15 protein-coding genes are annotated in these 12761 nt (G+C 62.3%); 2 read left to right on the top strand and 13 right to left on the bottom strand.

The window, feature by feature from the left end:
* Nucleotides 1-16 precede the first annotated feature (16 nt).
* The 8 genes from sucC to sdhC all read right to left on the bottom strand — a co-directional run bounded on the left by sucC (nt 17) and on the right by sdhC (nt 7974).
* Nucleotides 17-1210, bottom strand: coding sequence for an ADP-forming succinate--CoA ligase subunit beta (sucC, locus tag ACTJKE_RS03675; protein ID WP_057255002.1), 1194 nt, complete (start codon nt 1208-1210; stop codon nt 17-19).
* 113 nt (nt 1211-1323) lie between these two features.
* Nucleotides 1324-2289: a malate dehydrogenase gene (gene mdh, locus ACTJKE_RS03670; RefSeq protein ID WP_057255001.1), complete on the bottom strand. Its 966-nt coding sequence runs from the start codon at nt 2287-2289 to the stop codon at nt 1324-1326.
* 183 nt (nt 2290-2472) lie between these two features.
* Nucleotides 2473-3627, bottom strand: a complete 1155-nt coding sequence (gene zapE, locus ACTJKE_RS03665) for a cell division protein ZapE (RefSeq protein ID WP_057255000.1) — start codon at nt 3625-3627, stop codon at nt 2473-2475.
* 59 nt (nt 3628-3686) lie between these two features.
* Nucleotides 3687-4235, bottom strand: a complete 549-nt coding sequence (locus ACTJKE_RS03660) for a protease inhibitor Inh/omp19 family protein (protein WP_057254999.1) — start codon at nt 4233-4235, stop codon at nt 3687-3689.
* A gap of 304 nt (nt 4236-4539) precedes the next feature.
* Nucleotides 4540-5319 carry a succinate dehydrogenase iron-sulfur subunit gene (locus tag ACTJKE_RS03655; RefSeq protein WP_057254998.1) on the bottom strand — a complete coding sequence of 260 codons (780 nt, stop codon included), beginning with the start codon at nt 5317-5319 and terminating at the stop codon, nt 4540-4542.
* 18 nt (nt 5320-5337) lie between these two features.
* Nucleotides 5338-7179: a succinate dehydrogenase flavoprotein subunit gene (sdhA, locus tag ACTJKE_RS03650; RefSeq protein ID WP_057254997.1), complete on the bottom strand. Its 1842-nt coding sequence runs from the start codon at nt 7177-7179 to the stop codon at nt 5338-5340.
* 7 nt (nt 7180-7186) lie between these two features.
* Nucleotides 7187-7567: a succinate dehydrogenase, hydrophobic membrane anchor protein gene (sdhD, locus tag ACTJKE_RS03645; protein ID WP_058321723.1), complete on the bottom strand. Its 381-nt coding sequence runs from the start codon at nt 7565-7567 to the stop codon at nt 7187-7189.
* A gap of 14 nt (nt 7568-7581) precedes the next feature.
* A complete protein-coding gene (gene sdhC / locus ACTJKE_RS03640; RefSeq protein ID WP_034802580.1) occupies nt 7582-7974 on the bottom strand; it encodes a succinate dehydrogenase, cytochrome b556 subunit in 393 nt (130 codons plus the stop codon).
* A gap of 305 nt (nt 7975-8279) precedes the next feature.
* Here sdhC and ACTJKE_RS03635 point away from each other — a divergent pair, with 305 nt between their 5' ends.
* Nucleotides 8280-9113, top strand: coding sequence for a hypothetical protein (locus ACTJKE_RS03635; RefSeq protein ID WP_057254995.1), 834 nt, complete (start codon nt 8280-8282; stop codon nt 9111-9113).
* A gap of 61 nt (nt 9114-9174) precedes the next feature.
* Nucleotides 9175-9453, top strand: a complete 279-nt coding sequence (locus ACTJKE_RS03630) for a DUF4304 domain-containing protein (RefSeq protein WP_112995691.1) — start codon at nt 9175-9177, stop codon at nt 9451-9453.
* 290 nt (nt 9454-9743) lie between these two features.
* Here the strand turns inward: ACTJKE_RS03630 and ACTJKE_RS03625 are convergent, their stop codons facing one another.
* From ACTJKE_RS03625 to ACTJKE_RS03605, 5 genes are all read right to left on the bottom strand, one after another.
* A complete protein-coding gene (locus ACTJKE_RS03625; RefSeq protein ID WP_440691186.1) occupies nt 9744-10151 on the bottom strand; it encodes a DUF1761 domain-containing protein in 408 nt (135 codons plus the stop codon).
* A gap of 49 nt (nt 10152-10200) precedes the next feature.
* A complete protein-coding gene (locus ACTJKE_RS03620) occupies nt 10201-10866 on the bottom strand; it encodes a class I SAM-dependent methyltransferase (protein WP_057254993.1) in 666 nt (221 codons plus the stop codon).
* 61 nt (nt 10867-10927) lie between these two features.
* Nucleotides 10928-11359, bottom strand: coding sequence for an EVE domain-containing protein (locus tag ACTJKE_RS03615; RefSeq protein WP_058325701.1), 432 nt, complete (start codon nt 11357-11359; stop codon nt 10928-10930).
* Nucleotides 11360-11365: 6 nt separating this feature from the next.
* A complete protein-coding gene (locus ACTJKE_RS03610; RefSeq protein WP_058325702.1) occupies nt 11366-11659 on the bottom strand; it encodes a YciI-like protein in 294 nt (97 codons plus the stop codon).
* A 78-nt stretch (nt 11660-11737) separates the two neighbouring features.
* Nucleotides 11738-12739, bottom strand: a complete 1002-nt coding sequence (locus tag ACTJKE_RS03605) for an NAD(P)H-dependent glycerol-3-phosphate dehydrogenase (RefSeq protein ID WP_112995690.1) — start codon at nt 12737-12739, stop codon at nt 11738-11740.
* Between the last annotated feature and the right edge of the window lie 22 nt (nt 12740-12761).

Raw genomic sequence — 12761 nt, 5'->3', positions numbered from 1 at the left:
AGGTCTGGTCCTTCAGTTAGCCGTTGATCGCGGCGACGATCTTCTTGGCAGCGTCATCCAGATCGTCGGCGGCGGTGATCGCCAGGCCGGATTCGTTCAGGATCTTCTTGCCAAGCTCGACATTCGTGCCTTCGAGACGAACGACCAGCGGAACCTTGAGGCCGACTTCCTGCACGGCCGCAACGACACCTTCAGCGATGACATCGCACTTCATGATGCCGCCGAAGATGTTGACGAGGATACCCTCGACCTTCGGGTCGGCGGTGATGATCTTGAAGGCTGCCGCAACCTTCTCCTTGCCGGCGCCGCCGCCGACGTCACAGAAGTTCGCCGGCTCCTTGCCGTAGAGCTTGATGATGTCCATCGTCGCCATCGCAAGGCCGGCGCCGTTGACCATGCAGCCGATGTTGCCGTCGAGCGCGACATAGGCGAGGTCCCACTTGGAGGCCTCGATTTCCTTGGCGTCTTCTTCGGTTTCGTCGCGCAGTGCCTTGATGTCGTCGTGGCGGAAGAGCGCGTTGCCGTCGAACGAGACCTTGGCGTCGAGAACGCGCACGCGGCCGTTCTTCATGACGATCAGCGGGTTGATCTCGAGCAGGCTCATGTCCTTCTCGACAAAGGCCTTGTAGAGGATCGGGAAGAGCTTTTCGGCATCAGCCTTGGCTTCGCCTTCGAGCTTCAGGGCCGAGGTGAGCTTGGCGAGATCAGCGGCGGTGACGCCGGCTTCCGGGTTGATCGCGACGTTGACGATCTTTTCCGGCGTGTCGTGCGCAACAGCCTCGATGTCCATGCCGCCTTCGGTCGAAACGACGAAGGCAACCTGGCCGACCGAGCGGTCGACGAGCAGCGACAGATAGAGTTCGCGGTCGATGTCGGCGCCATCCTCGATATAGAGGCGGTTCACCTGCTTGCCGGCAGGGCCGGTCTGCGCAGTGACGAGCGTGTTGCCGAGCATGTCCTTGGCATGAGCCTTGGCTTCATCGATCGAGAAGGCAAGACGAACGCCGCCCTTGGCGTCGGCGGAAAGTTCCTTGAACTTGCCCTTGCCGCGGCCGCCAGCATGGATCTGGCTCTTGACCACGTAGAGCGGGCCCGGGAGCTTCTTGGCAGCGGCTTCTGCCTCTTCTGCGGAGAAGATCGCGACACCTTCCGCGACCGGCGCGCCATAGCTCTTCAGGAGAGCCTTGGCCTGATATTCATGAATGTTCATGGTGTTTTTCCTGTCTGGAGCATTCTGCAGACAGGTGAAACACCTGCCGTCGCACAAATGCGGCAAAAACAAAGAGGTTGAGCGGATGCCAGCATCCGCTCAACGCGACGCGATTACTGCTTCAGGCTCGGCGCAATGCCGATGCAGGCTTCGCAAAGGCCAGCGACCGAAGCGACCGACTTGTCGAACGCTTCCTTCTCGGCCTTGTTGAGATCGATCTCGATGATGCGCTCGACGCCGCCGGCGCCGATGACCGTCGGAACGCCGACATACATGTCCTTGACGCCGTACTGGCCGGTCAGATGCGCGGCGCAGGGCAGCACGCGCTTCTTGTCCTTGAGGTAGGCTTCCGCCATCTCGATCGCCGAAGCGGCCGGAGCGTAGTAGGCCGAGCCGGTCTTGAGCAGGCCGACGATTTCAGCGCCGCCGTCACGGGTGCGCTGGACGATTTCTTCGAGGCGCTCCTTGGTGAGCCAGCCCATCTGCACGAGGTCGGTCAGCGGGATGCCGGCAACGGTCGAGTAGCGGGCGAGCGGCACCATGGTGTCGCCGTGGCCGCCGAGAACGAAGGCGGTGACGTCCTGGACCGAAACGTTGAATTCCTGGGAAAGGAACAGGCGGAAGCGCGCGCTGTCGAGAACGCCGGCCATGCCGACGACCTTGTTCTTCGGCAGGCCCGAGAACTTCTGCAGCGCCCAGACCATGGCGTCGAGCGGGTTGGTGATGCAGATGACGAAGGCGTTCGGAGCGTACTTTTTGATGCCGGCTCCGACCTGTTCCATGACCTTGAGGTTGATGCCGAGCAGATCGTCGCGGCTCATGCCGGGCTTGCGGGCAACGCCGGCGGTGACGATGCAGACATCGGCGCCTTCGATGGCGGCGTAGTCGCTGGCACCCGTCAGGTTCGCGTCGAAACCTTCGACCGGGGAGGACTGGCCGATGTCGAGACCCTTGCCCTGGGGGATGCCGTCGGCAATGTCGAAGAGGACGATGTCGCCCAGCTCCTTCAGGCCGGCGAGATGCGCCAGCGTGCCACCAATCATCCCTGAACCGATAAGTGCGATCTTGTTGCGAGCCATGAAAGTGCTTCCTTTGTGATCCCAATATGATCAAGGCCTGAAACGCGGCAAACGCCAAACCTTCGCCGAAAGCCATTAAACGGCAAATGGTAAAATATCAAACGATACTTTTGGATGAAGCAATTTCAATCGGTTAGATCATAAAAGTCTTACGTAAACGTAAGACTTTCCGTCACAACCGCGTCACGAAACGGTCCGATTGGCGGGGTGTTCGGCGGCATATTCCTCACTTTGCATCTCGATCAGACGCGAAACCGTGCGGTCGAACTCGAAGCCTTCCGTACCCTTCTTCTGGGTCAGGAGATCCTGTGGCTCGGCCGCGGCCGACGCGAACAATCGGGCGCCATTGTCGTAGAGCGTGTCGACCAGAAGGATGAAGCGCTTGGTCTCGTTGCGCATATGGGGTCCCAGATGCGGCACGTGGTCGACGAAGATCGTCGAGTAACGCTCGAGGATCGCCAGATAATCGGCAGCACCCAGTGGCTGCTGGCAGAGATCGGCGAACGCAAAGCGGGCGCTCTGGCCGGCGGCGGCCGGCACATGGATCTTGCGGCCCTTGCGCGGCACTTCGGCCGGAGCAACAGCCTCGTTGCGGGTTTCCCGCATCCAGGCGCGCGCCATCGCCGCATCCGCCTCCGGGCCGAGCGGCGAAAGCCACACCGGACTTCCGTCCGTCTTCGTGAGGCGATAGTCGGTATCCGTGTCCAAGGAAATGACCTCGGCATTCGCCTTGAGCAGATCGATGAAGGGCAGGAACAGGCCGCGATTGAGGCCGTCGCGATAGAGATCGTCAGGCGCCACGTTCGACGTCGCGATCAGCACGCAGCCCTTTGCGAAAAGCTCGCCGAAGAGCCGCCCAAGGATCATCGCGTCGGCAATATCGGTCACCGAAAACTCGTCGAAACAGAGCAGCCGGGCCTCGCCGAAAAGCTCCGAGGCGACAGGCGGGATCGGATCGGCCTGTTTCGTCTCGCCGTTCTTCAGCTTCTGGCGGTGCTTGTAGATGCGCTCGTGCACATCGGCCATGAACTCGTGGAAGTGCGCCCGACGCTTGCGCTGGATCGGCACGGTATCGAAGAACAGGTCCATCAGCATGGTCTTGCCACGCCCGACGCCGCCATGGATGTAGAGGCCCTTTACCGGCGGATGGTCCTTCTTGCGCGAGGCGAACAGCCAGCCGAGCGCATTGGTCTTGCGCGACGGGCGGCTGGCGAGCAGCTCGGCGGAAAGATGATCGAAACGCCGCGCAATCGTAAACTGTGCGGGGTCGCGCTTACGCTCGCCACTCGTAACGAGCGCTTCGAGCTTGCGGTAGATACTGTCGTCAGGATTGAGCACGTCTCACCCGAGAGGAGCCGGAAAACAAAAGCCCGGCGCGAGACCGGGCTGGAAAAGCGTCAGCGGCTGAGGCTGACCGGCTGGCCGCCATTGGTCGAGCCGTCGAACCGGGCGTCGGCCGTCTTGTAGAGACGGGCGATGGCGTTGCCGCTGCGGTCTTTCAGAACCACCTGCTTGCCGGCCACTTCCCAGGAGCCCATGGTCGTCAGCTCGCCGGCGCAGCCGCGGGTGCCGCCGCGCGAGCCGGAGCCGAGATTGGTAAGCGTCAGGAACATGTCACAGGAGGAGCCGGCGCTCGATACGCGCCAGTTGCCGACCATCGATTCCTTGGTGACGTCAAGCCCGCCGCCCGCCGCCGCGGCGACCTGCGTGCCGGGCTGCTGAACACCGCCGCCGGCGATCGCCGTGCCGCTCGCCGGTGCAGCCGGGAATTGCGAGGTGTTGCCGCTCGGCGCCGGAAGCTGGTTCGACGAAACCGAGGGAACCGGTGCGGCCTGGATGGGAGCGGGTGAAACATCCTGGGAACCGAAACCGCCCATCGATGTTCTTTGGCATCCGGTCAGCGCAAGCACAACTGCCAGCCCCGCCGCCGCATGAATAACCCGCATATCCCTACTCCTGTTCGTGTCCGCGAACCATGATGCAACGCGACAATATAGGCCGAAATACAGCAAATCCACCTGACAAATCAAGCGACGACGATTCCTTGCGACCTGTTGCAGGATTGAAACGTCCTGACAGCCCGGCTGCAAGACGCATGCTCGGCGCGGTTATCGCCACATTGCCAACTGCCTATCCCCTGTCGCCGCGGCACAATCACGAATTGTCGATCGCCGTTTCACCGATGACATCAAAAAGAAAACGGCGAGCCAAGGCTCGCCGTCTCCTGAACTTCGTTTCCAATCCGGCCGGTCAGACGCGGCGCTCGACCAGCATCTTCTTGATTTCGCCGATCGCCTTCGCCGGGTTCAGGCCCTTCGGACAGGCCTGGGCGCAGTTCATGATCGTGTGGCAGCGGTAGAGGCGGAAGGGGTCCTCGAGATTGTCGAGACGCTCGCCGGTCGCTTCGTCGCGGCTGTCGATCAGCCAGCGATAGGCCTGCAGCAGCACGGCCGGACCGAGGTAGCGGTCGCCGTTCCACCAATAGCTCGGACAGGAGGTCGAGCAGCAGGCGCACAGAATGCACTCGTAGAGGCCGTCGAGTTTCAGGCGGTCCTCGTGGCTCTGCTTCCATTCCTTGGCCGGCGTCGGCGACACCGTCTTCAGCCAGGGCTCGATCGAGCGGTGCTGGGCGTAGAAGTTGGTGAGGTCCGGCACAAGGTCCTTGACGACAGGCATGTGCGGCAGCGGATAAACCTTCACCGTGCCCTTCACCTCGTCCATGCCCTTGGTGCAGGCGAGCGTGTTGGTGCCGTCGATGTTCATGGCGCAGGAGCCGCAGATGCCTTCGCGGCAGGAGCGGCGCAACGTCAGCGTCGGGTCGATCTTGTTCTTGATGTAGAGCAGACCGTCGAGCACCATCGGGCCGCAATCGTCGACATCAATGTAGAAGGTGTCGATGCGCGGATTGGCGCCGTCATCCGGGTTCCAGCGGTAGATGCGGTATTCGCGAACGTTGGTCGCGCCCTGCGGCTTCGGCCAGACCTTGCCTTCCGTCATCTGCGAGTTCTTGGGGAGAGCGAGTTCAACCATGTGGCTTATTCCTCAAGATCAGTAGACGCGCGCCTTCGGCTCGATCTTCTTGGGATCGATGCCGTCGGCAATCAGGTCGGTATGAACGGGGCGGTAGTCGAGCTTGACGTCGCCGGCTTCGTTGACCCAGGCAAGCGTGTGCTTGCGCCAGTTGACGTCGTCGCGGCCGCCGAGAGCGCCTTCGGTGAAGTCCTCGCGGGCGTGCGACCCACGGCTCTCCTTGCGCGCTTCGGCGCCGTAGATCGTCGTGATGGCGTTGGCCATGAGGTTTTCGAGTTCCAGCGTCTCGACCAGGTCGGAGTTCCAGATCATCGAGCGGTCGGTGACCTTGATATCAGGCAGCTCCTTCCAGATCGCCGAGATGCGCTTGCAGCCCGATTCCAGCGATTCCTGGGTGCGGAACACGGCCGCATCTTCCTGCATGGCGCGCTGCATCTTTTCGCGCAGCACCGCCGTCGGCGTGCTGCCATTGGCGTTACGCAGGCGGTCGAAGCGGTCCATGATCCGGTCGCAGGCGGCCTTGTTGAGCTCCGGCACCGCCTCGTTGCGGTCGATCACCTGGCCGGCGCGGATGGCAGCGGCGCGGCCGAAGACCACGAGGTCGATCAGCGAGTTGGAACCGAGACGGTTGGCGCCGTGCACCGAGGCGCAGCCGGCTTCGCCCACCGCCATCAGGCCGGGCGCGATGCGCTCCGGGTTTTGGGCATCGGCGTTCAGGACTTCGCCCCAGTAGTTGGTCGGCACGCCGCCCATGTTGTAGTGCACCGTCGGCAGAACCGGGATCGGCTCGCGCGTCACATCGACGCCGGCAAAGATCTTCGCCGATTCCGAGATGCCCGGCAGGCGCTCGTGCAGGACCGCCGGATCCAGGTGGTCGAGGTGCAGGAAGATGTGGTCCTTGTTCTTGCCGACGCCGCGGCCTTCGCGGATTTCCATCGTCATGCAGCGCGATACGACGTCACGCGAGGCAAGGTCCTTGGCCGAGGGCGCGTAGCGCTCCATGAAGCGCTCGCCTTCGGAGTTGACGAGGTAACCGCCTTCGCCGCGTGCGCCTTCGGTGATCAGGCAGCCCGCGCCGTAGATGCCGGTCGGGTGGAACTGGACGAATTCCATGTCCTGCAGCGGCAGGCCGGCGCGCGCGATCATACCGCCGCCGTCGCCGGTGCAGGTGTGCGCAGAGGTCGCCGAGAAATAGGCGCGGCCGTAGCCGCCGGTCGCCAGCACCACCATCTTGGCGGAAAAGCGATGGATCGTACCGTCATCGAGGTTCCAGGCGACGACGCCGGTGCAGCGGCCGTCATCCGACATGATCAGGTCGAGCGCGAAATACTCGATGAAGAACTCGGCATTGTTCTTGAGCGACTGGCCATAGAGCGTGTGCAGGATCGCGTGGCCGGTACGGTCGGCAGCAGCACAGGTGCGCTGAACCGGCGGGCCTTCGCCGTAGTTCTGCATGTGGCCGCCGAAGGGCCGCTGGTAGATCTTGCCTTCGGCATTGCGCGAAAAGGGCACGCCGTAGTGCTCGAGCTCATAGACCGCCTTCGGCGCTTCCATGGCGAGATACTGCATGGCGTCGACGTCGCCGAGCCAGTCGGAACCCTTGACGGTGTCGTAGAGGTGCCACTGCCAGCTGTCCGGCGTCATGTTCTGCAGCGAGGCAGCGATGCCGCCCTGGGCGGCAACCGTGTGCGAGCGGGTCGGGAAGACCTTGGTGATGCAGGCGGTCTTCAGACCCTGCTCTGCCATGCCGAGGGTGGCACGCAGACCGGCGCCGCCGGCGCCGACGACGACGACGTCGAAGGCGTGATCGACATATTCATAGGCCTTGCCGTTTGCAGCGGGTGAACTGTTCGATGCCATGGCGAAATTACCCTGCAAAAGCGATCTTCAGGATGGCGAAGAGACAGAGCCCACCAACCGCGATCGTGAAAAATGTATTGAGCATGAGAAGGACGATCTTCATGCCTTCGCCATGCACGTAGTCTTCGATGATCACCTGCATGCCGAGCCGCATGTGGATGAGGCCCGAGAGCACGACAAGAGCCATGACGACGGCGACGAAGGGGTTCGCAAGCGCGGCGACGACGTCCGCGTGGGGCGCACCGGCGTAGCGAACGAGGAAGATGACGAAGAAGATCAACAGCGGAACGTTGGCGACCGCCGTCAGGCGCTGGCGCCAGAAGTGATCGGTGCCTTCCTTGGCCGAACCGAGGCCGCGGACCTTGCCGAGAGGTGTGCGCATATCCATGGGTGTCTTTCCTCTTAGCGGACGAGATAGCCGACAACCCAGATCAGCAGCGTCAGAGCCACCGAACCGATGATCGTCGCCTTGGCCATCTTGGTGGCGAAGTGCTTCTCGTAACCGTAGCCGAGATCCCAGGCAAAGTGGCGCAAGCCTCCGAGCATGTGGTGCACCAACGCCCAGGTGTAGCCGAAGAGCACCAGCTTGCCGATCAGCGTGCCGAACAGCCAGCTGACCCAGTCGTAGTAGGCCGCACCCGACGCGGCGGCGATCAGCCACCAGGCAACGAGGATGGTGCCGAAGTAGAGCGCGCCGCCGGTGATGCGGTGCACAATGGACATGACCATCGTCGGGATCGGCTTATAGATTTGAAGATGCGGCGAGAGTGGCCGGCTTCTTGTGACATTCGTCATCGGAACCTCACGGAATGCCCGGATTTTCGCCCAAAAAACTGGACGAATTTAGTCCGGTATCGCACCTGATTGTGCGCAATTCAGTCATTCGGACCTTTAATCACCATAATGCTTAACGACAAGTGTGTTTGCGGTGCAAAATCAATTTAATCGATTAGACGAATTGCGCCATTTTCCAGCCTGCCGGAGACATGGGCATCCGTTAACGATAGCCGCAAAAAGCCAAGCAATTCCGTGACTTTCCCGCGAAAGTGGGCGAGAGTGATCTTAACCAATTGTTAAGTGTCCTCCGGAGGGCGAACAGAATGACTCTGTTCAAGGCAATCCATGCGACCAAAGTGCTAGCGCTCGCCGGCCTGGTCATCGTCACCACCTGCATCCCCTTGGAGGCCCGCGACTGGGGCGGAGCACGCGGCGTTCAGACACGAACCAACCATGTCCGCATGTATCAAGGTCGCCCCGGTCCGCGCTACGAGTTTGGCGGCATGGGCTACCGCAACGGCTGGAACCGCAATCGCATGCACCGTCGCGACTGGATGGCCAACGATGGGTTGCCGGACGTGAACACCCGCACCCGGCACGTTCGCCTTCCCCGATATCGCCCCTATCCCGGCCCCTACACCGGGCGCTGGGAGCATCGCGGCGGATGGGTTCGTGACAGGGCAGGCAACGACATCTGGACGTCCGGAGGCCGTCGCCACGATGGTCGACCACGCATCGCCAATGGACTGCCGGAAGTCGAGACACGCACGCGGCATGTTCGCCTCCCGCAGTATCGCCCATATCCCGGCCGCTATGCCGAGCACTGGGGAAGCGGCGGCGGATGGGTTCGCGACAGGGCCGGCCGCGAGATCTGGACGTCCGGTGGCCAGCGCCGCGACTATCGCCAGGGCTACTATGGCGGCGATGAATATCCAGACACCATCCCGGGCATCGGCACCTATGTCGGCGGCATTTCCGCCTATGTGGATCTCGGCAACGGCATCTATTTCAACCAGGAAGGCGACTATGGCTATGCCGACGACGGGCAGTCCGAATCGCCGCCGCAGACCAGACGCGGCAAGATCATCAATGTCACGCCGCAGACGATGAACGGCTCCTGCGCCTATGAACACGGCGTCTGTGTGATCCGGCGTTAGTTCATGTCACGGATTCGCGGGAAACCGCGGCTATGAGCCCGTCTGGAGCCATTTCGTCCAAATGCCTGTAGCAAACCCCGTCGCTGATGCCGTGTCGTCGCTGTTGAAGCCACTTGGCTTCAGGAGAAAGTCATCAAGCTGGTATCTCGAAAATGACGAAACCGTTCTGATCGTAAACGTCCAAAGGTCGCAGTTCGGCCCCCAGTATTACCTCAACTTTTCTGTGGTCATCCGAGCGATCTCGACAGTGCCACAACCCAAAGAATACCATGGAGACACCGCTTCAGGCTCGAAGAGACTCTGCCCGCCCACTCGCGCGAACTGTGCAAGAAGCTGCTGAACCTTGAATACCCGCTCTCTGACGATGAACGGTCGTTGCGTCTGGTGGAATTGATCAAGCGCCACGGCTTGCGGCTATTGCTGACATGCAATTCGGAGGCCGGCTTAAAAGAGGCGCTTGAAAGCAAATCACTTCCGGACTGGACATTCTCAAGTGCCGCGCGGGCGCATCTTGTCGAGCGCGTCACACGCGCCTCGATCTAGCAGAGGTCGGATAACGCTCGTCAGCGTGTTGGCGTTCTCCTCATGCGAGCGGCCGCCCGCGAGGCGAAGTCACCGACCGGCTCAGCATCACACGCCCATGGCGCCGATGATCGCGCCCATTGCCAGAAGCACCAGCAGCCAGTGTCCGCCGTCGATCAGCGACAGGTCCCAACCGAAGCCCTGGTAGCGATGGTTGACGATGAGGGTCGTCGCGACGAAGCCGAGCCAAAGGAAGAAGGCCGAGACGACGCCGTTGACGAGCGTGACCTCGCCCGGCCCGAGGTGGCCGACGACGCCGGCGACCATGGTCGCCATCACCAGTTCCGAGACGAAGGAAATGGCAAAGAGAACCGGCGACATTTGCGCAGCCGCGGGATCGATGCGCGCCGACTTCATCCAGCGTTTGCCGAGAACGCCGTAGTAGATCGCGCCGATGACGAAGGCCGCAATGGCGGCGATCAGCACCGCCAGATAGTTCATGCCCGCAAATACCATGTTCGTTCCCCCGTTTTTGCGGGGATTGGAATCGAAGGCCTTTGGGCTGTCAACTGTCCGTGTTCGCAGTGCCCCCGAAGCGCCAGACCGTCGTGCACTTGACCTCGCTGTCCTCCAGCGCGCGGGTCACGGGAACCTCGTAGGTGGCAAGGGCCGTCATCATCTCGCGCGGGCAATAGGAACGGCCGGGGTCGCCGACGATCACTGTCGCCCCTTTCGCCGTCAGATCCGAAAACCACGGTTTCAGCCGGTCGGCAAAAGCCTTGTCGTAGAAGACGTCGCCGGCGAGGTAGACATCGGCCCCAAGTTCGCGACCGGTCACGTCCTCGTCCGTATAGGAAAGGGCGACGCCGTTGAGTTCGGCATTGAGCCGGACCGCCGTTTTCGCCCAGGGATCGATATCGGCGGCAAGAACCGATGCCGCCCCCGCCTTCATCGCGGCGATTGCTACCAAGCCCGAACCGGAGGCGAAGTCGACGACCTGCCTGCCGCGCACCGTCTCGGGATGATCAAGGATGTAGCGGGCAAGCCCCTGCCCGCCGGCCCAGGCAAAGGCCCAGAACGGCGGCGGCAGGCCGATTTCCTGCAATTCCTCCTCGGTCTTCAGCCAGAGCTCATGCGCCTCGGTTGCCAGATGCAGGCGCACCTCCGGCACGTGAGGCGGCGAAAGCACGCCGGTATTGGCGAGGATGAAACTTTCCGGATCGGTCTTCACGAAAACTCTCCGAGCCTATCCGAAAGGCGAAAGCGGTTTCAGGATAGGCGGAAAAACAAGATTACCGCGGAGGATTGTCGAGCCCGCCCATGCGGCAGACCTCGATCCATTCGTCCTCGGTCACCGGCTGCACCGACAGGCGCATGGAAGTGACGAGCGACATCTTGGCGAGCTTCGGATTGTCCTTGATCTCTTTCAATGTCACCGGACGCGGCATGTCGGTGACAGCGCGGATATCGACGCAATCCCAGCGGGCGTCACCCTCGGCAGTCGAATCCGGATGCGAAAGCGCGCAGACCTCGGTAATGCCGACGATCTCCAGACCCTCGTTCGAGTGGTAGAAGAAGCCTTTGTCGCCGATCTGCATCGCCCGCATGTTGTTGCGCGCCAGATAGTTGCGCACGCCGGTCCATTCGGTGCCCTTGGCGCCTGCATCCTTCTGCATCTGCCAGGACCACTTGACCGGTTCGGATTTGTAGAGCCAATGCGCCATCGCGTCTCAGGCCTCCGGATTGTTGAAGACCCAGTTGAAGGCCTTGATCTCGACATCGGAGAAGAGGCCCGCCTTGGCATAGGGATCCGCTTCGGCAATGGCGCGGGCTTCTGCGATGGTCTCGGCCTTGACGATCACCAGGCTGCCGGTCGGCTTGCCGTCGTCACCCAGGAACGGGCCCGCGATCTTTAGAATGCCCTTGGCGTTGAGATCGTTGAGATAGGCGACATGATCGGGGCGGGTATCGAGCCGAAGCTGCAGCGCGCCGGGTTTGTCGGTGCAATGAAGTGCGAAGAGCATGCTTCCTCCTGAAGTTGTCGTTTGGCGCGGGATGCGAGCGGAAAACCGCTTTACACTTTTGCGCACCCCGCTACCGGATTATTCCTGGGTGATCGGGCGTGTCATCAATTGTTCGAGTGCGGTGCGGACATCGAGCTTGCCGTCGATAATCGCCGCCACCGCTTCGGTGATCGGCATCTCGACGCCGAGATCATGGGCGACGCGCGCGGCGACCGACGCGGCAAAGGCGCCTTCGACCAGCTCGCCCTTGCCCCCATCGGCGCGGCCGTTCTGGCCGAGCGCGATGCCGAAGCGCAAATTGCGCGACTGGTGGCTGGTGGCCGTCAACACGAGATCGCCGAGACCCGAGAGGCCGCGCACCGTGTCGGCCTCACCACCCTCGGCGGCAATGAAGCGCGACATCTCGGCAAGGCCGCGCGAGATCAGCGCTGCGCGGGCGGAATCGCCGAGACCCGCACCCTCGACGATGCCGCAGGCAATCGCCAGCACGTTCTTGAGCGCGCCGCCGAGCTGCACCCCGATGCGATCCTGCGACGGGTAGAGCCGGAAGGTCGGGCCTGAAAGCACCTCTGCCAGCATCGTCGCCGTTTGAGCATCGGCGGCAGCGATTACCATCGCAGTCGGCAGGCCCTTGGCGATATCTGCGGCGAAACCGGGACCCGAGAGCACGCCGATCGAACGACCGGGCAATTCCTCCGCCAGAACGTCGGTCAGCAACCGGCCGGTCGCTTGCTCCATGCCCTTGGCACAGGTGACGATCGTAGCGGCTGCATTGATCTGCGGGCCATATTGCCGCGCCGCATCACGGTGCGCCTGAGACGGCATGGCGAACAGCACGACTTCGGCTTCGGCGAGAACGGAGACATCCGCCGTATGTTTCAGCGCCGGCGGCAGATCGATGCCCGGCAGGGCATCCTCGTTGCGACCGGTATTGCGGCACGCTTCAGCAATCTCCTGCCGACGGGCGAGCAACGTCACGTCGCTGCCTGCCGCCGAGGCCGCAACCGCAGCCAAGGCAGTGCCAAAGGCGCCAGCGCCAACCACGACGATTTTCGGCCCGATCTTGGAGGTTTCGCTCATTCTTTATCCGTCACATTCTGGC

The organism is Ensifer sp. 22521 (assembly GCF_052044795.1).
In the GTDB taxonomy this organism is placed as follows: Bacteria; Pseudomonadota; Alphaproteobacteria; order Rhizobiales; family Rhizobiaceae; genus Ensifer.
This window is presented reverse-complemented; position numbering and strand designations above follow the sequence as displayed.